The 23,573-nt window shown below is 45.5% G+C and carries 25 protein-coding genes; 2 read left to right on the top strand and 23 right to left on the bottom strand.

The window, feature by feature from the left end; all coding sequences use genetic code 11:
* Positions 1 to 249: 249 nt before the first annotated feature.
* The 14 genes from BLHYD_RS01050 to BLHYD_RS00985 all read right to left on the bottom strand — a co-directional run bounded on the left by BLHYD_RS01050 (position 250) and on the right by BLHYD_RS00985 (position 12,059).
* Complete coding sequence (locus BLHYD_RS01050) at positions 250 to 1,605, bottom strand: Glu/Leu/Phe/Val dehydrogenase family protein (RefSeq protein ID WP_040350475.1); 1,356 nt, start codon at positions 1,603 to 1,605, stop codon at positions 250 to 252.
* A gap of 256 nt (positions 1,606 to 1,861) precedes the next feature.
* Positions 1,862 to 2,212 carry a putative signal transducing protein gene (locus BLHYD_RS01045; RefSeq protein ID WP_005947906.1) on the bottom strand — a complete coding sequence of 117 codons (351 nt, stop codon included), beginning with the start codon at positions 2,210 to 2,212 and terminating at the stop codon, positions 1,862 to 1,864.
* Positions 2,213 to 2,223: 11 nt separating this feature from the next.
* Positions 2,224 to 2,676 (bottom strand): DUF6773 family protein, encoded by a 453-nt coding sequence (locus tag BLHYD_RS01040; RefSeq protein ID WP_005947904.1) that lies wholly within the window; start codon positions 2,674 to 2,676, stop codon positions 2,224 to 2,226.
* Between the two features lie 2 nt (positions 2,677 to 2,678).
* A complete protein-coding gene (locus BLHYD_RS01035; protein WP_005947902.1) occupies positions 2,679 to 2,876 on the bottom strand; it encodes a helix-turn-helix transcriptional regulator in 198 nt (65 codons plus the stop codon).
* Between the two features lie 94 nt (positions 2,877 to 2,970).
* Positions 2,971 to 4,299: an MATE family efflux transporter gene (locus tag BLHYD_RS01030; protein WP_260784454.1), complete on the bottom strand. Its 1,329-nt coding sequence runs from the start codon at positions 4,297 to 4,299 to the stop codon at positions 2,971 to 2,973.
* 35 nt (positions 4,300 to 4,334) lie between these two features.
* Positions 4,335 to 4,457 carry a hypothetical protein gene (locus tag BLHYD_RS01025; RefSeq protein WP_260784453.1) on the bottom strand — a complete coding sequence of 41 codons (123 nt, stop codon included), beginning with the start codon at positions 4,455 to 4,457 and terminating at the stop codon, positions 4,335 to 4,337.
* 61 nt (positions 4,458 to 4,518) lie between these two features.
* Complete coding sequence (locus tag BLHYD_RS01020; protein WP_005947898.1) at positions 4,519 to 6,000, bottom strand: hypothetical protein; 1,482 nt, start codon at positions 5,998 to 6,000, stop codon at positions 4,519 to 4,521.
* Positions 6,001 to 6,071: 71 nt separating this feature from the next.
* Entirely contained in the window at positions 6,072 to 7,232 is a 1,161-nt protein-coding gene (locus BLHYD_RS01015) for a pyridoxal phosphate-dependent aminotransferase (RefSeq protein WP_005947896.1), read from the bottom strand.
* 23 nt (positions 7,233 to 7,255) lie between these two features.
* Positions 7,256 to 8,008, bottom strand: a complete 753-nt coding sequence (locus BLHYD_RS01010; RefSeq protein ID WP_005947895.1) for an amino acid ABC transporter ATP-binding protein — start codon at positions 8,006 to 8,008, stop codon at positions 7,256 to 7,258.
* A complete protein-coding gene (locus BLHYD_RS01005) occupies positions 8,008 to 8,664 on the bottom strand; it encodes an amino acid ABC transporter permease (RefSeq protein WP_021845414.1) in 657 nt (218 codons plus the stop codon). Before BLHYD_RS01005 ends, BLHYD_RS01010 begins: the two co-directional genes overlap by 1 nt.
* A 14-nt stretch (positions 8,665 to 8,678) precedes the next feature.
* Positions 8,679 to 9,326 carry an amino acid ABC transporter permease gene (locus BLHYD_RS01000; protein ID WP_005947891.1) on the bottom strand — a complete coding sequence of 216 codons (648 nt, stop codon included), beginning with the start codon at positions 9,324 to 9,326 and terminating at the stop codon, positions 8,679 to 8,681.
* 115 nt (positions 9,327 to 9,441) lie between these two features.
* Positions 9,442 to 10,296: a substrate-binding periplasmic protein gene (locus BLHYD_RS00995; RefSeq protein ID WP_005947889.1), complete on the bottom strand. Its 855-nt coding sequence runs from the start codon at positions 10,294 to 10,296 to the stop codon at positions 9,442 to 9,444.
* Between the two features lie 58 nt (positions 10,297 to 10,354).
* A complete protein-coding gene (locus tag BLHYD_RS00990) occupies positions 10,355 to 11,269 on the bottom strand; it encodes a dihydrodipicolinate synthase family protein (protein ID WP_005947887.1) in 915 nt (304 codons plus the stop codon).
* Between the two features lie 142 nt (positions 11,270 to 11,411).
* Positions 11,412 to 12,059: a GntR family transcriptional regulator gene (locus BLHYD_RS00985; protein ID WP_005947885.1), complete on the bottom strand. Its 648-nt coding sequence runs from the start codon at positions 12,057 to 12,059 to the stop codon at positions 11,412 to 11,414.
* A 323-nt stretch (positions 12,060 to 12,382) separates the two neighbouring features.
* Here BLHYD_RS00985 and BLHYD_RS00980 point away from each other — a divergent pair, with 323 nt between their 5' ends.
* On the top strand, positions 12,383 to 12,760 hold the full coding sequence (locus BLHYD_RS00980; protein WP_005947883.1) for a hypothetical protein: 378 nt from the start codon (positions 12,383 to 12,385) through the stop codon (positions 12,758 to 12,760).
* A gap of 98 nt (positions 12,761 to 12,858) precedes the next feature.
* Here BLHYD_RS00980 and BLHYD_RS00975 read toward each other — a convergent pair whose 3' ends face one another.
* From BLHYD_RS00975 to BLHYD_RS00945, 7 genes are all read right to left on the bottom strand, one after another.
* Positions 12,859 to 13,692: a PhnE/PtxC family ABC transporter permease gene (locus tag BLHYD_RS00975; protein WP_005947881.1), complete on the bottom strand. Its 834-nt coding sequence runs from the start codon at positions 13,690 to 13,692 to the stop codon at positions 12,859 to 12,861.
* Positions 13,689 to 14,489 carry a phosphonate ABC transporter, permease protein PhnE gene (gene phnE / locus BLHYD_RS00970; RefSeq protein WP_081447127.1) on the bottom strand — a complete coding sequence of 267 codons (801 nt, stop codon included), beginning with the start codon at positions 14,487 to 14,489 and terminating at the stop codon, positions 13,689 to 13,691. Before phnE ends, BLHYD_RS00975 begins: the two co-directional genes overlap by 4 nt.
* Positions 14,458 to 15,264 (bottom strand): phosphonate ABC transporter ATP-binding protein, encoded by an 807-nt coding sequence (gene phnC, locus BLHYD_RS00965; protein ID WP_005947877.1) that lies wholly within the window; start codon positions 15,262 to 15,264, stop codon positions 14,458 to 14,460. Before phnC ends, phnE begins: the two co-directional genes overlap by 32 nt.
* Before the next feature lie 15 nt (positions 15,265 to 15,279).
* Positions 15,280 to 16,248: a phosphate/phosphite/phosphonate ABC transporter substrate-binding protein gene (locus BLHYD_RS00960; protein ID WP_005947875.1), complete on the bottom strand. Its 969-nt coding sequence runs from the start codon at positions 16,246 to 16,248 to the stop codon at positions 15,280 to 15,282.
* A gap of 34 nt (positions 16,249 to 16,282) precedes the next feature.
* Positions 16,283 to 17,434, bottom strand: a complete 1,152-nt coding sequence (locus tag BLHYD_RS00955; protein WP_005947873.1) for a phosphonoacetaldehyde reductase — start codon at positions 17,432 to 17,434, stop codon at positions 16,283 to 16,285.
* Positions 17,435 to 17,635: 201 nt separating this feature from the next.
* Positions 17,636 to 18,394, bottom strand: a complete 759-nt coding sequence (locus tag BLHYD_RS00950) for a DeoR/GlpR family DNA-binding transcription regulator (protein ID WP_040350474.1) — start codon at positions 18,392 to 18,394, stop codon at positions 17,636 to 17,638.
* 15 nt (positions 18,395 to 18,409) lie between these two features.
* Complete coding sequence (locus BLHYD_RS00945) at positions 18,410 to 19,585, bottom strand: AIPR family protein (RefSeq protein ID WP_005947869.1); 1,176 nt, start codon at positions 19,583 to 19,585, stop codon at positions 18,410 to 18,412.
* 115 nt (positions 19,586 to 19,700) lie between these two features.
* Here BLHYD_RS00945 and BLHYD_RS00940 point away from each other — a divergent pair, with 115 nt between their 5' ends.
* Positions 19,701 to 19,928, top strand: a complete 228-nt coding sequence (locus BLHYD_RS00940) for a helix-turn-helix domain-containing protein (protein ID WP_005947866.1) — start codon at positions 19,701 to 19,703, stop codon at positions 19,926 to 19,928.
* A gap of 195 nt (positions 19,929 to 20,123) precedes the next feature.
* Here the strand turns inward: BLHYD_RS00940 and tuf are convergent, their stop codons facing one another.
* Together tuf and fusA are read right to left on the bottom strand one after the other, a co-directional pair.
* Positions 20,124 to 21,317 (bottom strand): elongation factor Tu, encoded by a 1,194-nt coding sequence (gene tuf, locus BLHYD_RS00935; protein WP_005947864.1) that lies wholly within the window; start codon positions 21,315 to 21,317, stop codon positions 20,124 to 20,126.
* A gap of 129 nt (positions 21,318 to 21,446) precedes the next feature.
* The gene (gene fusA / locus BLHYD_RS00930) at positions 21,447 to 23,561 is read right to left on the bottom strand and encodes an elongation factor G (protein ID WP_021845424.1); all 2,115 of its coding nucleotides are present in this window, start codon (positions 23,559 to 23,561) and stop codon (positions 21,447 to 21,449) included.
* Positions 23,562 to 23,573 lie beyond the last annotated feature (12 nt).

Here is a 23,573-nt window from a genome sequence, read left to right as displayed (position 1 = left end):
CGTACCAGAATTCCCCGTGTATATTAGTTTAACGGATTACTGACCTGCAATGTGCGAAGAAATTCTTTTTCTTAAAATTTACATTATAACTTCTTTAAAAAAATCTGCTGAGAATCGGTAACAGCACAGTACCCCTATACTTTTAAGGCAAAAAAAACAGGCAAAATTCCTCTCTGCCTGCTACACTAGTGATGTCTGTCTGCACGTCAAAAACGGGAACGCAGATTCCTCTGCATTCCCGTCTTCGCCTTATTTTTCTCCGTATAGTTCATCCATACAAGTCTTATATGCGCACTCTGTCGGAGTGATCCCCAGTTCTTTTGCTTTCTGTAAGTTCTGCCAAGTATTCTTCGGCAGTACCCGATCTATATCCGCATAAGTCCTTTCCAGGCTCGCATCATTCTGATACTTATACTCTTCATATCCGAACATTACACCTGCGGTGTTGTGCCACCAATCGGTCTGGAACAAAATTCCCCGGTCAGCGATCAGTTTTGCTAGCCTACACTCTTCTTCCACACTGCTAGCTTTGATCTGATTGTTTGCAGAACCCCAGATAATACGGCAGTTCAACTTCGGAATCGTCTCTTCGCTGAGGATTCCACCCATCGCACACGGACTGAACACATCTACCTTCGCATACAAAACTTCGTCAGGAGAAATCGCTTTGATGTCTATACCTTCCCTGTGATATTTCTCCACAATTTCCTGCTGTCTCTTGCTGTCGATATCTGCGACCAGAATCTTCGCCTGCTTCACATCCTTCGCGATGTTGTCCACCATCGCAGCCCCTACTTCACCCAGGCCCTGAACCGCAAAGGACATACCCGTCATGTCACTGCTGCCAGTCAGGAATCTAACTGCTTCTTTTAAGGCTACATAAACACCGTAGGCAGTTGGCGGCCCAGAAGAGCCCAGAGGACCGTTTGGCCCACAGGTGTACTGGACACTAAACCCATTGTCCTTCATTACGTCCGTCATCTCTGTTGGGAATCCCATATCTGGTCCTGTAGAGCAGCGAATCTCATCCAAACAGAATGCCAGGAACCCGCATACATCCATGTCTTTCAAATCCAGCTCATCCATAATCACACAGGATTTGCACCCTCCCACGGGAAGTTCTCCGGCAATGTTCTTAAAGGTCATCGCCCTGGCCAAATTCAGACCGTCAATGATTACTTCCAACTCATCTTCGTCTTTTCCATGACGGCGGATACCGCCCTTCATCACACCGTGTCTAGTGTTATTGATTCCTCTCTGGCGATTGTGCATATTTCCAAGATATTTAATATCCAGACGTTTATTATAAAAACAGTCAATGCCAAAATGTTTGCCCTGGCGAAGCAAATCAATCACCTGCTCCAAATAATCTCCGAGCCCATACTTCACAAACATCTCTCTCGTCTCTTGATCGTTGAGGAGACGCGCAGACCTCGTCTTAATACTCTCCACATAAAAATCATGGTTATAGCGTGACCAGTCAAAATCCTCGTCCCAGTCCTTAGACGCCTGCAAAAATACATGATCGGTCTTCCAATCATACTGAATCCGAAGAGTTGTCAACCCTTCCTGAGCCAGCGGATAAAATAAACTCCTTTTTTCCATAATGGACCTCCTAATATTTTTTTCAATCACGCGCATGATTTTTTGAATACTTTGTTAAAAAAAGAGGATGTATGTCCTGCTCTTTTTACGGAACAGACAACATCCTCATTTCTCGCTTTCAGTATTCTCTTTTGATGAGGCAATAATAGCATACTTTCACTTTTCTGGCAATAGACTAATTTTCACAAATAGTCTCAGATAATTTTGTCTATTTTGATGTCACTTTCAGCGAACAAAAGTTTTCGTTTTCATCCATCTAAAATCCCACCATCATAGCCGCTAAAATCACAGCGGCAGCCACCACAATTGTCAAAAAAACTTTCACGACGGTAAAAACTCCTGAACCCTGCTCTTTCTCTCTCTTGTCTCGTGGCACATAGGTTTCCTCTTCCAATACTCCCATGCCTTCTAGGGCTTCTCTGGCTCTAGGAAGATCTTTTTTACCTACATAAATCTCCTCACCTTCCAGAGAATTTCCTCCATAGATATCCATAACGCTACCCTGCCTGTAGGCGGGAATTCTATTTTTGCTGAGAACTTCCAAGATCATCTCCGCCTGAATTCTATCTCCCACGGAACAAAGCTTCACTTCTCGAAATTCTCCCATAAAATCTCCTCCTAATCTAAATACTTGGCTTCCTGTTTCTTTCTCTTTTTGCGGGCCGTTCTTCCCAGAAGCGCCAGGCAGATGAAACATAGAGCTGTGACTCCCAGGAAAAAAGCGGCTACATACCCTGCTATCTCCACATCTGGCCCTGCTTTTTTTCTGATTACAATTCCATAGAGGACGGAAAAAATGCCTGAACACACCACACTACCCAAGAGATTCTGCCACACGCTCATACTGCTCTGATTATTCGTCCAAATCCCATTTTTGACATAGCCTACCAGACAGGTCACGCCGCCCGCGATCAATATCAGTGTCTCTCCAATTACATTTTCTATACTTCCATTCCAGAGCAACTGAACCAATATGACAAAGACGGCGGTCAAAAACATCACATAAAACCCCAGCGCCCCAGCCTTGGCTGTAATCTGCTCTTGTCTCTCATCCAATCCATTTTTTCCCATTTTTATTCCTCCTCCCAAAAAAGGTCGTCCAAGGTCTTATCCAATTCCCGGCAAATAGCGATGCACAACTTCAACGAGGGGTTATAATCACCCGCTTCGATCATGCCAATCGTCTGCCTCGTGACACCGATACGATTCGCCAGCTCAATCTGAGATAAATCTTTTTCCATTCTCGCCAGCTTCATCCGTAGGTTCTTCATTCGTCCCCTCCTCTCCTGTGTTTATCATACGCCTTTCTCTTCAATATGTCAATTATATTTGACAATTATCATATATACTTGTCACAGCAAAACTCTAAGAGATTGAAAGCTCCTTCGTATATTTTTTCATCCGCGCCATCACGAAGACTACCACCACCAGCTCTGTCACAGGCATTGCCATCCAGAGTGCATCTGGCCGCAAAAGAACCGGCAAAGACAGAATTAACAACCCGCTGATCACCATTCCCCTGGACACTGAGACAAAAAACGCTGCCTTGGGCTTCATCAGTGCCTGGAAATAATAGGTTGAAAATATATTTAGTGGCAGCAACAAAAAGGAAATTCCATAGACCCGTATAATTCCCGGCGCTATTTGCAGAACCTCCGGTGTCGGACTCATGAATATCTTGATAAACAAATTTGGAACCATCAGCGTCAACGCTGTCCAGAATGCGCTGAAAAATACCGCCATAGCCAATGAATATTTCAACGTCTCCTTGATTCTGCCTCCCAGCTTCGCGCCGTAATTGATCGAAATAATTGGTTGAGCCGCCTGTCCCACGCTGTAGGCGCAGCACTGCACAAAGGTGCTGACGTTGACAATCACTCCATACACCGCCAACGCATCGGTTCCTAAATACTTCACAATCTGTCGGTTAAACAGCACTGTTAGGATTCCCATGGCCACGTCGATGAAAAAAGTAGAAAAACCCGTAATGACAATTTTTCGCATTTTGTCCAATGCTCTGAATGGCCGCACCAGTGCAAGAGTGTTTCTCTTGGTCAAAAAATGGGTGAGCATCACAAGGAATGTGATCACAGACCCCATCGCCGTCGCCAGACCTGCACCGAAAATCCCCATGTCCAGCACAAAGACAAAGACGTAGTCTCCCACCACGTTGAAAATTCCGCCGGAAAGCACCGCCCCGGTGGCCAGACCAGGATTTTTGTCGTTCCGCAAAAACGCGGCCAGCATTTGATTAAACAAAAAGCAAGGAAATACATACTTAATCGGTACCAAATATACCTGTGCCAGTGAAAGCGTAACCTCCTCAGCCCCGAAAAATAGGAGAACCGGCCGCTCAAAACAGATAATTCCCGCCCATGCCAGGGACGCCAGCACCACAGATCCTATCACAGCCGCTGTAAAATACTCATTCTCATCTTCCTTCTTATTTCGTTTTCCCCCGCGCAGCGTACTGAAAATTACGGAACCGCCTATCCCCATCAACAGGCCTAAACTATAGATCACATTCCAGATCGGAGCCACCACGGCCAAAGCCGCCACTCCTTCCGGTCCTTGGTATTGCCCGACCATAGCCATGTCCACAATGGAATAAATAGATGTAATCAGTGCGCTCCCAAACGCCGCTGCCAGATACTTAAAATACAGATTCTTAATCTTTCCTCTTAACAAGTCCACGTTGTCTCCTCCTTCGACTATAACCTTGAATTCATTTACACCGTCGGCCTGTACGGCTTTTTTATTGCATAGGGAACAAAGTTTCCTACGCAATAAAAAAGCCGGATAAAATAATAGGCATCACAGCCTATCACCTTATCCAGCTTACCATTTCTCATTGAATGACTCGCCCTCCGAGTGAACACCTTGATTATACTATATACAACTCTTTTGTCAAGCTCATCTGCGGATTTTTTGAAATCCCTCCACCTTCTGATAAGTCCTCCCCAGGTCCAAAACCAGGTCCAGGTTTTCATCCAAAAAGAAGGTGTCCTCCTCTCCATAGCGTCCTTCTATGACGCGAAACCATCCGTTGTCACAGTCCGCCCAGACCGCCCTGTTTTTCTTCAGAGCCAAAACAGCGTTCCCGTCTCTGTCATACAATCCCCTGCTGCCATAGTAATCCTTGCTGATGGAGTCATAGAATGTTCTTCCAGAGTCCACCCAGATGTATCCATGTTCATCGAACCCGGCATCTACATACTCAGCCGGCATGATCTCTCTCCCCTCCTCGTCCTCAACTCCAACTCCGTTCTCCCCCTTCTTCAGTCTCAGCTCTCCCTGCGGATCTTCCGACGCCGAAGCCTGCGCTTCCTCCATGCGAAGATTTTCCTCCTGGACCAGTTCCTCCACACTTTCATACTGAGACGGCACCGCGGTCTCTCCATCCGGCCTGACAGCTCCGAATTTTCCGCTGACAGCATCTTCCGCTAGAATCAGCCCTTCCCTCTCCAGGAAAAAATAAGAGGAATAGGAGTCCGCCACACACTCTCCTCTCTCATTGAACAGATATATCCCAGTAGCATCCTCTGCCTCAAACAAAAAAGTGTCGGAGTATGCCTCCTGCTGATAGACGGAAAGAGTTCCCAAGGAAAGTACTTTCTCCCCTCTCTCATTGATAAAATAATTATTCAGCTCTTTGTCCCTCACCAGGGCCAGATATTCATACGGCTCTGTGTCATAAAAGTGCACCTTAGGCTTAACCAGTTCTCCTGCCAGGGCCATGCCTCCTGCTGCAATTCCCACCAGAACCAGCACAGACACTGCAAAAGCCCCCCTTCTCCTTCGTTCCGGGGCACACGGACTCCTTCTGGAAATTAACGCACTGACCAAAAAAGCGGCCGCAAACAGAACTGCATTCCATACCCTTCCCAGATTTGTCTCCTCCAGCAAGAACTCCGCTCCGTAGGTGATGCACAAGGCCCCGATGCAGACATTCACCGCCTGCAGAGCCTCCAGTTTCCAGAGTTTCCGGTTCAGGCTCCACAGCAGAGCCGTCAAACCGCCGGCTACCAACAGCATCCCAGCCACATTCTCATTGCTGTATACTCCCCAACCAAAGTCCTCCTCCATGTTATGGCAGGGAAACAATTCCTTGTAAATATACGGCCACCGTATCACTATACTATAGAAAATCAGCAAAAAGACTGTAAAAACTCGGTTACCTTTTGTCCGCCTCCACCCCAGGATCAGCGAGAGCGCTGGCAAAAGCAGAAGAACCCAGGAATACCGCACCTCTACGTTCAGATCACTGTCGCACCTGAAAGCAATCCAGCACAGTATTACATTGACCGCCGTCAGATTCCTCCGCCCATAATTTCCCAATATTCTCAGATAAAAGACCGCCAATCCTATGAAAATCAGCGCCTTGAATATGTCCATAATCGCCCCTCCCTTTCCACTGAAGGTATTATAGCATAGCCTAAGCGCTGATTTGTGTTTAATCCTCTCGCCTAACAGTTTCCCCTCACAAAACGCTGTATCCGCTCCAAGCCCCTCTTCAAAGATTCCTCATCCGCCGCATAGGTAAACCGAATATACCCTTCGCCTTCTTCCCCAAAGCCCGTCCCCGGAACCAACACCACTCCTTCTTTGTCCAAAAGTTCATAGGCAAACTCTTCCGAAGTCATTCCTAACTTTTTAATGTTGAAAAACAGATAAAATGCCCCCTGCGGCTGTACAGCGCTCAGACCGTCAATACTATTGATGCCCTGGTATACCAAGTCCCTCCTGGCCTTAAACTTTGCCACCATCTCTTCCACCCGCGCGTCACAGTGTCTCAGCGCGTAGGCGCCTGCATATTGAAAAGGTGCACAGACACAGGCCGCCGTCACATCATGAGTCTTCGGCATCTGCGAGAGAATCCACTCCGGCCCCACCGCATAACCTACTCTCCATCCAGGCATCGCATAAGTTTTCGAAAAAGAGTTCACAATGACCGTCAACTCCTCCATTCCTTCCACCGAGGCGATGCTGAAATACGGTTCCTCATTGTAACGAATGTCTTTATACACCTCATCGGAAATCACGACGATCTGGTGTCTCACACACAGAGCTGCAATCTCTCTCAGAGTCGTCTCGTCAATCACTGCACCTGTGGGATTACACGGAGAATTCAAGAGCAGCATTTTCGTCCTGGGTGTCATTCGCTTTTCAATTTCTTCTGCTTTTGGCATCCATCCATCCTCCTCCGCCGTGGGTACAATCACAGGTTTGCAGTGGCAGATGAAAATCTGATTAATATAGGACGGAAAATACGGGCCGCAGATTAAAATTTCATCCCCCGGGTCCATAACCGTCTGCATGGCCACCAAGAGTGCCTCTGTGGCTCCAACAGTGACAATCACCTGGGAATCTGCCTGAATGTTTCTTCCGGTTACAGATTCATACTTTTGGGCAATCGCTTCCGTCAGCTCTCGCACACCTGCATTCGGCGTATATTTGGTATATCCTTCCGAAAAGTACCGATTCGACACTTCCACAATCTCTTTCGGCGTCATAAAATCTGGCTCTCCGACTGTGAAGTTCAGCACGTTCTCTTTTTTCCGCGCCAGATCATACATCACACGAATCTTCGATTTTTGAATCTGCCGTGTCAGCTTTGAAGTCTCCATATTCTATTCCCTCCACTGTCAAATCAAACATTATATACCTGGTCAATAAACTTCTGCACACTGGGATGAGAAGGATGTGAAAAAAACACCTCCGGCGAATCTGTCTCTATGAACTGTCCTTTCTCCAAAAACGAAATCCTGTGAGCTGCCTCCCGGGCAAATCCCATCTCATGAGTCACCACAATCATGCTCATGCCTCCTTTCGAAAGCTTCGCCATGATCTGCGTGACCTCTCCAACCATTTCCGGGTCCAAGGCACTGGTAGGTTCATCAAACAGAATAATATCGGGATGCATATTCAGCGCTCTCGCTATGGCTACCCTCTGTTTTTGTCCCCCTGACAATTCCCAAGGCTTTGCATTTGCCTTATCCGCCAATCCCACCTGCTCTAAATGTTCCATTCCGGTCTTGGCTGCCTCCTGCTTAGAGACATGCAGAGAGTGTATCGGCCCAAAGGTGACGTTTTCCAGGACACTCATGTGGGGAAACAGATTAAAGTCCTGGAATACCATCGCGCAGCGCTTCCTAATATCCTGTACGTTCTTCTTTGTGACGGCTTCCCCCTCTACTAGAATCTCTCCGCTGTCTATCTGCTCCAGATAATTGATGCAGCGTATGAGGGTACTCTTTCCGGCACCGCTGCGCCCACAGATCACATGTGTCTCACCTTTTAAAAAAGTAAAGTTAAAATGATCCAGTACTTTTACCTCTCCACCTTTAAAAGACTTGCAGACATCCTTAAACTCCACAAGAACTTCCCTTTTCTCACCATCCATCACTGTGTCACCTCCCGCATACGGGCCTTTGATACACCCGTCACCTTATTCTCTACCCTATTGGCAATGATATCAATCACCCAACAGATCACAAAATAAATCAAACCGACAATTAAATATATTTCCATCGGCTTATAGGTCACCGCCATAAGTTCCTTTGCATTCCACATCAAATCCTGTAACCCTACAACGGAGACCAGCGTCGTATCTTTCACAACCAAAATATACTGCCCACAGAGCGTAGGAATAATCTGTTTCATAATCTGGGGCAGGTAAATACTGAACATAATCCTAACAAATCCAAGACCGAGAGACTTTCCTGCCTCCATCTGGCCTCTGGGAATCGCTGTCAGACCGCCCCTGACCACCTCCGAAACATAAGCGCCGTGATAGAGAGTAAGCGCAACGAAAGCCGTCATAAACGCTGAGGACATGTTCACAGTAAAATAAAGCATCATCAACACAACCAACGGAGGAATTCCTCTCATCGCTGTCACATAGAGATCAATGATCTGAGAAACAACCGGAATCTTTCGAAATCGAACGACTCCCACTAAAATACCTACAATCAGTGTTGATACCACCACACACGGAACCAGTTTAAATGTGATGCCGATTCCGTCCACTATATACTGTACCATCTCAAGGGCTGTCACTTTTATTCCCCCTTCTACCTTTTCACGACTACCTTGTTCTCGACTACTCTTCCAACTATCGTAAAGATCAGGAAGATCGCCACATACACAACACCGACAATCCAGATGGCCGTAGGGCTGAAATAAGTTGCGTAATACTGACTTCCTGCCCTGGTCAAATCCATAATCATAATCATTGAAAACAAGCTCGTATCTTTAATCACTATGGAGGACTGCCCCAATAGCATCGGAATGGACGCGCGAAACGCCAGCGGAAATGTGATACGTCTGATAATCGTCAGCCGCCCCAATCCCAAACTCTTCGCCGCCTCGACTTCCCCTCTGGGCATATTTTTGATAGAGCCTCGGATAATCTCTGCCACAAACGCTCCTTCATTCAAGGTGATTGATATCACGCCGCAAAAAACAGCCGGTATATCGACGCCCACCAGAGGCAAACCATAAAACAGAAAAAACATCACAACCAAAAGAGGTACATTTCTAAAAATCACTATGTAAATTCTGATAACCGCCGATAACACCCGCAGATTCAGACATCTCAGTGAAGCGAGAACACACCCCCAGACCACTGATGTCAAAATCGCCACTATGGACGCGAGAACCGTTATCTTTAACCCTGACAATAAATCTGGAAGCCAATTCGCAAACTGTATTGCATTCATATGGATACTTCCTTTCCAAACCGCTGCTTACCAGCAGGCTTCTGAAATCAGAGGCTGTCATATCAGAACCCGTCCACAGGAAATGACAGCCTCTCTGCATGTTATTTTTCTAATTTTATACGGCAGAGTCTGTGTACGTCGGCTCCCATTTTGTGCCAATGTATTTCTCGTAAATCTCACCGTATGTACCGTTCGATTTAATGTTTCTCAAATACGAATTAAAAGATCCCAGCAAGGTAGTATTCAGATAGGTATTGTCCACAGCAAATGCCATCACATCTGTATAACAATAATCCTCCATAATCTCCAGCCCCTCATTGGCTGCCACCAATTCTTTCGCAATCGCCAGATTTGTGACCATACCATCCGCACGTCCCGCGTTCACCGCAGCCAGAGCGTTTGGTGTCGTGTCCACCGCACTCATAGTAGCGTTGGGAAATACGTCCGCAACTACACCTTCAAAAGAGGACCCTGTCTCCGTAGTCAGCGTGACGCCTTCCTGGTTCACCTCATCCAAGCTGGAAAAAGCGCCTTTCTTACAGATTACAACTCCATAGTCGATTCCCACTGGGTCAGAAAACATCACATTTGTACTTCTCTCTACAGTTCTGGATAGGTTCGTACAGATGATATCTGCTTTTCCACTATTTACCGAAGAAATCAGCGAACTGAATTCTAGCGGTTCTATGGAGCACTCCACACCGAGCTGATCACAGTACCCCTGAATCAACTCCACCGCCATACCAGTGTACTCTCCTGTAGAATCATCCTTGTAAGTCCACGGTGCATTTCCAATGTTCAAGACGACTGTCAGCTTTCCATTTTTTAAGACTTTATTCAATGTCTGCGCCTCTTTGTCCGCAGAAGCGCTTCCATCCGAGGAAGAGGAACCGCACGCACCTAGACATACCATCAGCATTGCCGACAGCATGAATGCTACGACTTTCTTCATCGCTCCTATCTTTTTCATAAGTTACCTCCTTACACAGAACCTCGTTTCGTATTTACTCAATAACAACATTTTCAAATCAGTCCATATCCGCTAATATTTTTTCTATCTTCTTTTTGTTTGCTGCATCCAGTTCTCCCAACGGTCTGCGTGGAACACCTACATAATCCAAGCCTTGAGCCTGAAGAGTATATTTACAAACCTCTTGCCAATGAGGAACTCCATCTACCTTGTCATAGAAGAAATAGTCAATGTACGGCTGAATGTTATTTTGCGCCTTAATCGCCGCATCTACATCTTTTGCGGAAGCCGCATCCCAAAGCGCGCGACACTGTTTCGGCAGAACTGCTGGAAATCCGGAGAGCCATCCGTCAGCGCCGGCCAGAATACCTTCCATTGCACAATAGTCATGACCATAGAATACGTTAATCTTATCTCCCATATGGTATTTCAGCTCATGCACACGATTAGGATCTCCGTGGGCAGCCTTGATATCCTGAATGGTTCCATCATCAACCAGCTCTTTTACCTCCGCCGTCGTCAGTTCATATCCCGCAAACCAAGGATTATTGTAAACCATAATACGGATATCTAATGCCTCTCTCAAGTCACGGTAATGCTGCATAACGCCTTTTTTATGAGGGTTAAAATAATAAGGCAAAATAACCATAACGCCATCCGCACCGCAATCCTGGGCATATTTGCTCATTTTAATGGTGTTCAGTGTATCGTAACGTCCCGTACCGACAATCAGCGGAACCTGTCCATCTAAGAAAGAAGCTACATGGCCGATAATCTCTCTTTGTTCCTCCATATTCATCGCCGCATTTTCACCGGTACTGCCGCAGATGGAGATAGAATGGGCACCGTTATCCAACAGCCATGTCAGATACTTTTCCATTCCTGTTTTGTTGTAAGTCTGATCTGCATTCCAGATCGTCATGGACGCGGGGCAGATTCCATAAGGTTTTTTTGCACTTTCTTTTACTTTCATTTTTTTACTTCCTTTCCTTTGATATATTTTTATCCGACTTCCGTCGAATTGGTATCTTTTAATATTTTATTTTTAATTAAATATTTTACATTTTTAATTTTTAATTAATTCAAAAATAAAAAGGAACCTCTTCCTTCTTTTTCTAATCTTTAATTCTAGATATAATTTTTTCACACGCACCCTTAATATGTCTCGTCACAACAGCACGCGCTGTATCAAAATCTCCGTCTTTCAATGCCTGCAACAACTGCTCATGCTCATCAGCTGCTACTCCTTGCTGTTTCGAAGTATGGCTGCTCTCTAGATAATTCGCAACCATAAACTGTCCCTGCACTTTTTTAAACAAGTCAAACAAACATTCATTTCCCGCCTGCTGTACCAAAAGCTTGTGAAAAGCCAAGTCCGTGCGTCTGGTCTCGACCATATCATTTGCAACATTTGAGTTCAAGCAGTCCTGGCTAACCTTCTCAAGCCTCTGGAAATCCACCGCTATGTTCTCTCTCTCAATAATATGCAATACCTCTAACTCCAATAAAAGGCGAACGTCACAGATGTCTTTCACTTGTTTTTTATCAAAGGATTCCACATAGACGTGTCCTTTCGAAGAAAACTTGACCATACCAAGTGTATTCATCTTTTTCAAAGCTTGCTGCACAGGTGTACGGCTCACATCATACCGGTCTGCCATCTCGTCAATATTTAAAAGAGCTCCAGCCGTCCACTTTCCGCAAACAATTTCATCATAAAATTTTTCAAAAATAACAACGTCTAAATTTTTTTTAAGCGCCACTTAATTGTTCCCCCTACTTGATTAATTGCATTATACCTGAACAACATTTTATTTGCAATATACACTTTTCATAAAAAAATTTATTATTTTTTATTTATAATTTTTAATTAAAAATAATATATGAAACTTTTCTGAAAATTTTCATTATAAACGGATCTTCCTTTGGAACCTTAAGCATTCGCGTGATAGAAAAGCATTCTTTCGCATCAACACAACGTAATTGTTTTTAGAACACTGTAAAATGCTATTTACTACCTTCACTTTCTTTTTTATGATATAATTTTTATATATTCAAAATTATTTTAATGCGGGGAGGGAATTCAATGAAAAGTTCAAGTAAAGTTATTATAGCTGGCATCTTGATTTTTGCCTTATATGGAATTTTCAGTAATTCAAAAAATAGCAGTGACGATCTCTATATAGCTCCAAGTACAAATCAGGAAATGCAGTTTGACTATACGGTACCAAGTAATCCCGTCCCAAATGATTCTGGCTCAAATCCAGTTATCATACCAGACAGCTACAGCGACTATACTGTATCTGAACCCGTACCAGAATGGTGCGGCATCTGCAATGGTCTTGGTTCCTGTAACATCTGTGACGGCATAGGAACCTACAGTAATTACGGACAAAGTATTCCTTGTACAGCGTGCGGCGGCACAGGGAATTGTTGGAAATGCGGAGGAAGCGGATATAAATAATTAATCAGTCTATAAATTACTATCTTTGGCTCTTTGTGCACTGCCGCAACACCGCAGTGCGGTGAAATGACTTATTGCGGCATGTGCATCCTCAACTCTCATATTTTTTTCTTAATCTGCACAAACATTCTCTCTATGGCATAGGCCACTACGAATACCAACAAAATCGCTGTTCCGGCTGTTCCATACTCATAACTCTGCAGATTTCTAGAAATCACAAAACCAATGCCTCCGGCTCCCACCATTCCCAGAACCGCGCATTCTGAAAAATTTGTCTCCAGGCGCATTCCCGTCCAGGCCACGATCTGTGAAAACGCTGCCGGCAAAACGGCGTTTGTAAAAATACTCAGCCGGCTGGTCCCTACTGCCTCCAGTGCTTCCACTGTCTCCTCGGAGATACTCTCAAAACTCTGGGCAAAGGATTTTGTGAAAAATGCCGTTGTGTGTACGCACAGACCTGCAACTCCAGCCTCCGGTCCCATCCCTAAACACACCATCATAAGCAGTACCCACACAGGGGTTGGAACTGCTCTCAAAAAGGTAAAAAAAGACTGTGTTATCACTGACAACCAGGGAAGCCGAAAGATGTATTTGGCTGCCAGCATTCCAAAAATAACTCCGAAGCCCAAACTATAGAGTAACGAGAGTACCGCGATAGATACGGTCTCCAACATCGCCTCTCCGATCACACTCATATTTGCAAAATCCAAGTGCCCTAGCTCCCAAAAAACACCACCAATGTCTGGAACACGACTTAGTAGCTTTATCCAGTCTATTTGAAGATAGAACAAACTCGCCACCGTGAGCACCACTGTCGCAACTAAAAAAATCGGTACCAAGCGGTTTCTGTTCTGGCATTTTACAGGTATTTTCCTGTGACACTCCAAGATCAAAGGCCGTCCTATTTTCTGTTGTGCAATTTCATTTGTCATTTCTGTATCTCCTTTCGAAGCCGCTCTGTCACCCGGTCCACTAAAATCACCATGACGGCCACCAACAAAATGATGCTCAGCGCCACATCGTACTGAAATCCCTTGATATAAGAAAACAATGTCAGTCCCACACCGCCTCCTCCTACCATTCCTACGATCGTCGACGCCCGTATATTTACTTCAATACAGTACAAAAACCAAGATAAAAACCCGCTGAGACAGGAAGGAAGAATCGCCTGGGACACTCTCTGTGGAAAACTCGCTCCTACAGCCTGAAGACTTTCCACGCAGTCCTGAGACACATCCTCCATCGTCTCCACAAAAGCTCTAACCATAAATGCAAAGCTCGTAATACACAGGGCTACAAACCCCACACCTGTTCCTATTCCCAGTGAAGAAAACAAAATGAATGCCCAGACTAGCGCCGGAATATTCCGTAAAAATGTGGCAAAGCCTCTCACATATTTCGCTATTCTCGGAAACGGTGAGACCTTTTCGCTCCCAAACAGGGAGACAAAAAATGCCAGAATCGCAGCAATTGTCGTGGAAGACAACGCTAATGCCAGCGTCACCAAAACACTGGCGAACACACTAGGAATTCGACTGGCCTGAGGCAACGCTGGTGGAAGGAAATCTTTCGTGATGAAATCCCAAAAAGCATCTCCATTCCTCACCAGAGTCGTCACCCGAAAATTCGTGTACCAGGAGGTGAGTAAGAACAGCAAAATGCAAACTGCCAGAAATCCCGTATACCAGATCTTCTGGCTACGCGCAATCAGCGGAATCTTCTCTCTCAACGGTCTCACCTCCCATCATCAGATTCTCCTTAGACGTCCCGTAAATCCGCTCTATAAAATAATCATTCAGCTCATCAGGCGCTCCGTCAAAGACGATTTCTCCCTTTGACAGGCCGATAATCCTCGTAGAATACTTCAAAGCCACATCCAACTGGTGGAGATTCACCATACAGGTGATATTTCGGCGCTGTGTCATATCCCTCAGCAAGTCCATAATTGTCTTGGCGCTAGAAGGGTCCAAAGATGCTATCGGCTCATCACACAGCAGCAGCTTCGGTTCCTGCATCACTGCTCTGGCAATTCCAACCCTCTGCTTTTGCCCACCTGATAAATCGGAAGCCCGGTTATAGCAGTATTTCTCCATTCCCAACTCTCCCAACAGCTCTATTGCTCTCTTTTTATCCTCTTCTGTGTATCTTCCAAACACTCCGCGGATACCGCCCATATATCCTAAACAGCCATGCAATACATTCTGCAGCACAGAGAGGCTGTAGACCAGATTATAGTTCTGAAATATCATTCCGACCTCTCTTCTCAGCCGCCTGAGATTCTTTCCTCTCTGCTCTGAGACGGAGACGCCATCCAGACTGACTGTACCTCCGCTGATTGTAATCAGCTTGTTCACCGCCCTCAAAATCGTGGATTTCCCTGAACCGGAGGGACCGATGATGGAGACGAATTCTCCCTCCTTCACCTCAAAGCACACATCCTTCAGTGCCCGGACGCCATTAGGATATTTTTTGCTCACATTCTCAAACTTCAACAAACTTTTCATATGCTGCTTCTCTCCTTATTCCTGATTCAGCGTTTTATTCAGTTCCACAATCGGCTCATAGTCCTCAGCACTGCACTCCACAAAACGCGCGCCTTCTTTCTTGATTACATCGGTAAAATAGGCCTCATTGTCATAAGATGTCAGGAAATCTGTCAGCATCTTCTTTGTATCCTCGTCCACAGATTCCGCCACTACCATCCCCTCAGCCGGAATCGCGTCAGACTCATGTATGATCTTCACATCTGAATCCTTGGCGTTCCCATTGGCAATCTCAGACGCCAATATCTGGTCAGAAATTGGCACCACATCCACATCCCCTTTTATGACTGCCTGAAGACCTGCCTGGTGAGAACCTGAATAACTCACCGCCTCCAAAAAGTCCCCGTTTGTGTGAAGCTTGTCAGAATTTAGTTCCTCGTCCGGAAATGCATGGATGATGTCCATTGCAGGTACCAGATTTCCCGAAGTGGAATCTGGGTCCACGAAGGCCATGGTCTTTCCCTTTATATCTTCAATGGAATTGATCTCATCATTGGAGGCGTTGGCCACCAGTACAGAGTGATAGACGGCTTTCTCAGGATCTCCGTCCTCAGCCTTCATCACAATCGGTTCCGCGCCTGCTCGTTCTTCCGCCAAGGCCACAGACAGTGCTCCCAGATATGCCATATCTGCCTTGTCCGTGCGCAGCGCCTCGATGATCGCATTGTAATCGCTGGCCTGTATCTCTTCTACTTCACATCCTAGAGCCTCCTCCAAGTCCTTTGCTAAGCCATTGCGGGCGTCTGTGCTCTGGTCCGTGGATTCATTGGGCGCATATGCGATCGTAAAAACCCCATCTTCTCCGCCGGCTGAACTTTTTTCCTCGGTCTTTGCCGCCTCGCCGTCTGCCTCCTGACTGCCGTTTGCTCCGCATCCGGTTATCATCACAGAAGTTCCTAAAATAACTGCTATCGCCATTGCACTGATTTCTGTAAATTTTCTCATGATTTTCTCCTTCTCTCGCTTTAGCTTTTTCCCATCAATATATCTCTTTTAATATATCCTCTATCATAACCGGAGTGAGTTCCACCGGATTGTTATCTACCCTTCCCTTTGTCATACCTCTTTGAGCCAACCGGAAAAGCTCACCGTACTCCACCTGCCACTGGCTCAGTGAAGACGGGATTCCTGCTTTTTCAAATATCTCCTGAATCCTCTGTTTCACTTCCTGTGAGCTTTTTACACCCATGGCTTGAAGCAGAGCCCCCATGTCTTTTGTCTTCTTCTGGTTCCTCTCCAGGATAGGCGCCAGGAGCATTCCCACTGCGGTACCGTGCGGAATGCGGTACTCCATGGTGAGTGGATAGGAGATCGAATGACAGGCCGTCGTCTTTGTGTTGCTAAATGCCATCCCCGCCAACAGACTCCCCTGGGAAATCCTATCCGGTGCGTCAGGATTACCCTCTAGCAGACCATCTATCTGCCCCATGATAAGCTTAATCGCTCTTAAGGCCAGTGCCCTTGAAACCACATTGGAGTTTTTCGCCCAATAGCTCTCCGCCCCATGTGCAACCGCATCGAGTGCTGACGATACTGCCAGGTTTAAAGGCATCGACTCGGTCAGACTAGAATCCACCAGAGCTGCATATGCATAATTGCCGTGATCCTCCAAAGACCTCTTCACCCCTGCCTTTGGGTCCCAGACAGTTGCCCAACAGGTCACTTCGCTCCCGGTTCCCGCTGTTGTGGGAATCCCAATCCATTTGGCCATTTTAGGACCATACTGCTTCTTTTCTATGAATATGCGCAGGGCTTCTGCCGAGGTAATAGACTTGCCGTAGAGACAACACAGTGATTTCCCTACATCCAGGGTGCTGCCGCCACCCACAGCCAGAACCACCTGAGGCCCAAACGGCTCTGTTTTTTCCAAAATTCCGTACAGCTGTTCCACTGTAGGATTAGATTCCTGAAAACACATGGGAAGTACCGAAAAATCTTTTTCTTCTCTCAGCTGCCGAAACGCTTTTTGTTCAAAAACCGACTCATTCCAGACAAGCAGGAGGATTCGCCCTCCCTCCGGAAGAAGCTTGCGGGCCAAGTCCGCAGTCTGTTTCGTGCAACCCCTTCCCTGTATCACTCTCACAGGATTATAAAAATAATTCCAATCCTTCTCTTTGCTCAATTCTTGCATTTTTATGCTTGCTTTTCCTTTCTTTTTACTGTTATTTGCTGTTTATATCTAGATATTATACCAAAATTACAGCATAAACAAGCATATTCAGTTAAAATATAAGTAAAATATAAGTAAACAAAAAAAAGAGACAAAAGTCAGAAATTGTGTGCATTAAATCAAAGTGAACGCCACAGTTTCTTCCTTCTGCCCCTGCCTTTTCTATTCAATTTTCAAACCTTTTTGGCCGTATTCTTCTTTCAGCCTGTCCGACACCCCATCGTCCATCAACAATCTGTCCACCTCATTGAAAGTCAGTACATTCTTCTTAGAACGCTTTCCCAGCTTACTGGAATCCATCACTGCGATAGTCTGCTGGGAATTTCTCGCAAGAATTTGAATGACTCCTTCCTCATGGTAACGAAAATCTGTAAAGCCATCCTGATAATTAACCGCGTTAATCGAAAGAAACGCCAAATCGGGATAATAATTTTGAAATTCCTGCTCGCAGACCGTACCATAGGTAGATTTTTCCATCACATCCACCATTCCTCCGATGGATATGAGCTCAATAAGCGGATTCTGCATTAAGATCTGGGCCGCTGCCAGATTATTGGTGACAACGGTAAAATGTTCGTTTCGCAAAGCCAACTCTTGAGCCAAAATTGTGTTTGTGGTACCCGCATTCAGAGCAATCAAAGTGCCGTCTTTTACATAACGCACAGCTTTTTTTGCCGCTTCTCTCTTTAAATCGCTGTGAATAATTTCTCTCCCTTTAAAGTTCGAAAAAGCTGCCAGCGTGTCCGGAAGGCAGGCACCTCCTCGCACACACTTGACCATTCCCTGGCTCTCCATCGTTCTCAAATCCCGCCGCACGGTGTCCACAGAGACATGAAGCAGCTCCGTCAAATCACTGATTTTTACCACTGCCTGCAACTGTAGTTGTTGCAGGATTACCTCTGCCCTTTGATTATAAAGCATTTTCTTACTCTCCATCTATTCCAAAAGTCCCAGTTTTACAGTCATATAGAGCGTCTTCCAATTCCCGGAGTCTTTTCCCACTGACTGAGGATTATTCCCCAGAGTCCTACTCCTCTCCACTGTAGTCGCCACGAGCTCCCCGCCTAAGTCATCCACCACGATAAATGGATTTTTCATCCAAGTATACACACCATTTTTTTCTCTCAAAAGAGCTCTGAACGCACCCAAAATCGGATAGATGAAACCTGTCGGTGAGAGATATTCCATCCTATTGCCATAAAATTTAGACCTATACAGCTCTCCATTCTTGGCCACTGACACACCTTTGGTCAAACCGTATTTTCCAACTGGAAATTTCTCTTTATAATATTTCGCCATATTTATCTCAATATAATCATAGAGTTTAAATAAATCCCGCATAATCGGTTCCATTTTTATGTATGGATTCTCTGAAGACTCCCCGTACCGTTTGTGATAGTCAATATAAGTATTAATACATTTCTTCTTACTGCTGTAAGAAGCTGTAGGAAATTTCTCCATGTCTGGATACAAATCTAGGTTAAACATATTCAAAATTGCTAATATGTCTGTGACATCTATATTCCCCTGATCGTTTTCCTCAAAATAAATATTCGACGCGTAAGGCTCATACTGCACAGCCCTCTTGATAATCTCAAAACGTTTCTCCAATTCAGCGATGGATTTATCTTGAACCTGTGTCGATGTGTTCCTCGCCGCGGCCAGCCGCTGAAAAATGTCCTCCACCCCTGTCAGAAATTCCAGCTTCACAAACTGTCTGCCATAATCTAGTTTATCTCGGTTCTCCAGAATAACTTTATAGGTGTGACCGCCATCCACATCCCCATGGCACTCAAAATCATCAAATGATACACAGATCTCATTGGAATAGTTGTTAAAAGTGACATCCGCCGCCGAAATACATAGCCCTCTGTTCAACAGGTAAAAATCTAGATATGACTCGTCCAGCAGAGAAGCCTTAATCTTTTTCGGTACTCCCATCGTCAGTTTTTGTTTTCTGGGATTAGTCTCCATTGGAATATTATCTGGTAGATTTTTAACGTCACAAATTGCCATGTACATCATTGCTTTTTTCTCTCCGTCCTCTTTTGAGAGGTAAGGATTTGGAATCTTCCGAATGGATTCCACCTTGAATTTCAACTGTAAACCCATATTTCTCTCCTCCTTTTGTATTCCGTCTATCTACACAATACTAATATTTTCCATTGATTTCAACGCTATATATGACGTTTTATGTTATACTAAGTACCAAAGAGAGGTTATATATATGATTTCACCAGATAAAATCAATTACTATTTTGGAAATAATCTGAGAAAATTTCGGGAAGCTAAAGGTTGCAGCCAGGAAGAGTTCGCTGAAATTTGTAAGATCAGCCGCGCCTACTATGGACGCATTGAACGCGGTGAACACAGCATCACCATCGAAAAGTGTGCACTGATCGCTCAGGCGCTGGGTATCCACATCTCCGTCTTGTTCACCGACCTCCCAGACTAACACAATGCGATATTTTTTCTACGCTAACAGAAAAACCCCGGAAACCTTACGGTTCCGGGGTATCTTACGCTTGAACATACGGTATCCTACGATACCAAATCTATAAAATTTAAGGTAGTTCTTTTCGCTTTGCTTAAAGAACGGCTTTCTCACTAAATTCGTGCCGAGCACTCATCAAGTGTTCGATACCAATGATTACTCAATGATGGTAGCAACACGGCCTGATCCTACAGTACGTCCACCCTCACGGATAGCAAAAGTAAGACCCTGCTCCATAGCGATCGGATGAATCAGCTCGATGCTCATCTCTACGTTATCACCAGGCATACACATCTCAGTACCTGCTGGCAGCTCGATTACACCAGTAACGTCTGTTGTTCTGAAGTAGAACTGCGGACGATAGTTGTTGAAGAATGGAGTGTGACGTCCACCCTCGTCTTTGGTCAGAACGTATACCTGAGCGGTAAATTTCTTATGGCAGGTAACGCTACCTGGTTTAGCCAGAACCTGTCCTCTTTCGATTTCAGTTCTCTGAACACCACGAAGCAGAGCACCGATGTTATCACCAGCCTGAGCCTCATCCAACAGCTTACGGAACATCTCAACACCAGTTACAACAGTCTTCTTGGTCTCTTCTTTGATACCAACGATCTCAACCTCGTCAGATACATGCAGAACACCACGCTCTACTCTACCAGTAGCAACAGTACCACGTCCAGTGATGGAGAATACGTCCTCGACTGGCATCAGGAATGGCTTGTCAGTGTCACGCTCTGGATCTGGAATGTACTCATCAACTGCATCCATCAGTTCCAGAATCTTGTCGCCCCACTCGCTGCTCGGATCTTCCAGAGCTTTCAGAGCAGAACCCTGGATAATAGGAGTGTCATCTCCCGGGAACTCATACTCGTTCAGCAGCTCACGGATCTCCATGTCTACCAGCTCTAACAGCTCCTCATCGTCTACCATGTCACATTTGTTCATGAATACAACGATGTAAGGAACACCTACCTGACGGGACAGAAGGATGTGCTCTTTTGTCTGAGCCATAACACCATCGGTAGCAGCTACAACCAGGATAGCACCGTCCATCTGAGCAGCACCAGTGATCATGTTCTTAACGTAGTCGGCATGTCCTGGGCAGTCAACGTGTGCATAGTGTCTCTTGCTGGTCTCATACTCTACGTGTGCGGTAGAAATAGTGATTCCACGCTCTCTCTCTTCTGGAGCTTTATCAATATTGTCAAATGCCACAGCCTCACCTAAACCTAATCTAGAGTTCAGAGTCTTGGTGATAGCAGCGGTCAGAGTTGTTTTACCATGGTCAACGTGTCCAATGGTACCAATGTTACAATGTGGTTTGTTTCTCTCAAATTTAGCTTTAGCCATTTTAAAACGTCCTCCTTAATCATTTCGTGCCCACTGGGCGCATTTATTTTCGATTTGAACCTGCTATCCTTGATTATATTGCAAATCAAGGATATTTGCAAGCATTTTGTATACTGTACGATTACAGCATCAGTCTTTCTTGGAAATAATCTTTTCCTGAACAGATTTTGGCACCGGCTCATATCTGTCAAAGAACATGGAATAATTACCACGTCCTTGAGTTCTAGAACGCAGGTCTGTCGCATAACCGAACATCTCGGACAGCGGAACAAATCCACGAATCATCTTTCCTCCACCGATATCGTCCATACCTTCGATACGTCCGCGGCGGGAGTTGATATCACCGATAACATCTCCCATGTAGTCCTCCGGAGTTGTTACCTCCACTCTCATGATCGGCTCAAGCAGTACCGGAGCAGCCTTTGACATTGCATCCTTGAATGCCAGAGAACCGGCAATGTGGAATGCCATCTCAGAGGAGTCGACTTCATGGTAAGAACCATCATATACATTCGCGTGAACGCCTACTACCGGGAATCCAGCCAGAACACCGGCCTTCATAGCTTCCTCGATACCTTCACCGACAGCCGGAATGTATTCCTTCGGAATCGCACCACCGACTACTGTGGATTCGAACTTGAACAGTTCTTCTCCATTGGCGTCCATAGGCTCAAATTTAACTTTACAGTGACCGTACTGTCCACGTCCACCAGACTGTTTTGCATATTTGCTATCCACTTCCACAGCCTTTGTAAAGGTCTCCTTGTATGCTACCTGAGGTGCACCTACGTTTGCTTCTACCTTAAATTCACGAAGCAGACGGTCAACAATAATTTCCAGATGCAACTCACCCATACCAGCAATGATCGTCTGACCAGTCTCATGATCGGTGTGTGCACGGAAGGTCGGGTCCTCCTCAGCCAGTTTTGCAAGCGCTTCGCCCAGTTTACCCTGTCCAGCTTTTGTCTTAGGTTCGATTGCCAGCTCGATAACAGGTTCCGGGAACTCCATGGATTCCAGGATAACCGGATGCTGATCATCACAGATCGTATCACCGGTAGTAGTGAATTTAAATCCGATCGCAGCAGCGATATCTCCGGAATATACCTTATCCAATTCCATACGTTTGTTGGCATGCATCTGCAGAATACGTCCCACACGCTCTTTCTTGTTCTTCGTAGCATTCAGCACATAAGAACCGGAGTTCATCATACCGGAATATACTCTGAAGTAAGCCAGCTTACCAACGAATGGGTCAGTCATAATCTTAAATGCCAGTGCGGAGAACGGCTCATCGTCAGAGGAATGTCTCACGATTGCATTTCCATCCATATCTACACCCTCGATAGCCGGGATGTCAGTCGGAGCTGGCATGAACTCTACGATAGCGTCCAGAAGCTTCTGAACACCTTTGTTTCTGTACGCAGTACCACAGCATACAGGAACTGCTGAACACTCACAGGTAGCCTTTCTCAGCGCTACTTTCAAAGCGTCAACAGAAGGCTCTTCGCCTTCTAGATACTCCATCATCAGATCGTCGTCCAACTCACAAATCTTCTCTACCAACTCTGTGTGGTACAGTTCTGCGTCGTCTGCCATATCCTCTGGAATATCTACAATACTAATATCTTCACCTTTTTCATCGTTGTAGATGTAGGCTTTCATCTCAAACAGGTCAATAATACCTTTGAACTCATCCTCTTTGCCAATCGGCAGCTGAAGACAAATCGCGTTTTTTCCCAGTCTGGTTTTGATCTGGTCTACCGCGTTATAGAAATCCGCACCCAGGATATCCATCTTGTTGATAAATGCCATTCTAGGTACGTTATAAGTGTCGGCCTGACGCCATACGTTCTCAGACTGAGGTTCTACGCCACCCTTTGCACAGAAGACGCCGACAGCACCATCCAGTACACGGAGTGAACGCTCAACTTCCACCGTGAAGTCTACGTGTCCTGGGGTATCAATGATATTGATACGATGCTCCAGAGCACCTGGCTTCATCTTGCACTGTTCCTGCAAGGTCCAGTGACAAGTGGTAGCGGCTGAAGTGATTGTGATTCCACGTTCCTGTTCCTGCTCCATCCAGTCCATGGTAGCGGTTCCTTCGTGAGTATCACCAATCTTATAGTTAACACCGGTATAATATAAGATACGCTCTGTCAGAGTGGTCTTACCCGCATCGATATGCGCCATAATACCAATGTTTCTGGTTCTCTCTAATGGATATTCTCTTCCAGCCAATGGATTTTCCTC

The organism is Blautia hydrogenotrophica DSM 10507, assembly GCF_034356035.1.
Classification (GTDB): Bacteria; Bacillota; Clostridia; order Lachnospirales; family Lachnospiraceae; genus Blautia_A; species Blautia_A hydrogenotrophica.
The sequence above is the reverse complement of the archived record's forward strand: the minus strand, read 5'-3'. Positions and strand labels throughout refer to the sequence as shown.

Bases quoted from the DNA above. Each gene is read 5' to 3' on its own strand.
- BLHYD_RS01050 (WP_040350475.1), bottom strand. From the start codon at position 1,605: ATGGAAAAAAGGAGTTTATTTTATCCGCTGGCTCAGGAAGGGTTGACA.
- BLHYD_RS01045 (WP_005947906.1), bottom strand. From the start codon at position 2,212: ATGGGAGAATTTCGAGAAGTGAAGCTTTGTTCCGTGGGAGATAGAATT.
- BLHYD_RS01040 (WP_005947904.1), bottom strand. From the start codon at position 2,676: ATGGGAAAAAATGGATTGGATGAGAGACAAGAGCAGATTACAGCCAAG.
- BLHYD_RS01035 (WP_005947902.1), bottom strand. From the start codon at position 2,876: ATGAAGAACCTACGGATGAAGCTGGCGAGAATGGAAAAAGATTTATCT.
- BLHYD_RS01025 (WP_260784453.1), bottom strand. From the start codon at position 4,457: ATGAGAAATGGTAAGCTGGATAAGGTGATAGGCTGTGATGCCTATTAT.
- BLHYD_RS01020 (WP_005947898.1), bottom strand. From the start codon at position 6,000: ATGGACATATTCAAGGCGCTGATTTTCATAGGATTGGCGGTCTTTTAT.
- BLHYD_RS01015 (WP_005947896.1), bottom strand. From the start codon at position 7,232: ATGGAGACTTCAAAGCTGACACGGCAGATTCAAAAATCGAAGATTCGT.
- BLHYD_RS01010 (WP_005947895.1), bottom strand. From the start codon at position 8,008: ATGGATGGTGAGAAAAGGGAAGTTCTTGTGGAGTTTAAGGATGTCTGC.
- BLHYD_RS01000 (WP_005947891.1), bottom strand. From the start codon at position 9,326: ATGAATGCAATACAGTTTGCGAATTGGCTTCCAGATTTATTGTCAGGG.
- BLHYD_RS00995 (WP_005947889.1), bottom strand. From the start codon at position 10,296: ATGAAAAAGATAGGAGCGATGAAGAAAGTCGTAGCATTCATGCTGTCG.
- BLHYD_RS00990 (WP_005947887.1), bottom strand. From the start codon at position 11,269: ATGAAAGTAAAAGAAAGTGCAAAAAAACCTTATGGAATCTGCCCCGCG.
- BLHYD_RS00980 (WP_005947883.1), top strand. From the start codon at position 12,383: ATGAAAAGTTCAAGTAAAGTTATTATAGCTGGCATCTTGATTTTTGCC.
- BLHYD_RS00975 (WP_005947881.1), bottom strand. From the start codon at position 13,692: ATGACAAATGAAATTGCACAACAGAAAATAGGACGGCCTTTGATCTTG.
- phnC (WP_005947877.1), bottom strand. From the start codon at position 15,264: ATGAAAAGTTTGTTGAAGTTTGAGAATGTGAGCAAAAAATATCCTAAT.
- BLHYD_RS00960 (WP_005947875.1), bottom strand. From the start codon at position 16,248: ATGAGAAAATTTACAGAAATCAGTGCAATGGCGATAGCAGTTATTTTA.
- BLHYD_RS00955 (WP_005947873.1), bottom strand. From the start codon at position 17,434: ATGCAAGAATTGAGCAAAGAGAAGGATTGGAATTATTTTTATAATCCT.
- BLHYD_RS00950 (WP_040350474.1), bottom strand. From the start codon at position 18,394: ATGCTTTATAATCAAAGGGCAGAGGTAATCCTGCAACAACTACAGTTG.
- BLHYD_RS00945 (WP_005947869.1), bottom strand. From the start codon at position 19,585: ATGGGTTTACAGTTGAAATTCAAGGTGGAATCCATTCGGAAGATTCCA.
- BLHYD_RS00940 (WP_005947866.1), top strand. From the start codon at position 19,701: ATGATTTCACCAGATAAAATCAATTACTATTTTGGAAATAATCTGAGA.
- tuf (WP_005947864.1), bottom strand. From the start codon at position 21,317: ATGGCTAAAGCTAAATTTGAGAGAAACAAACCACATTGTAACATTGGT.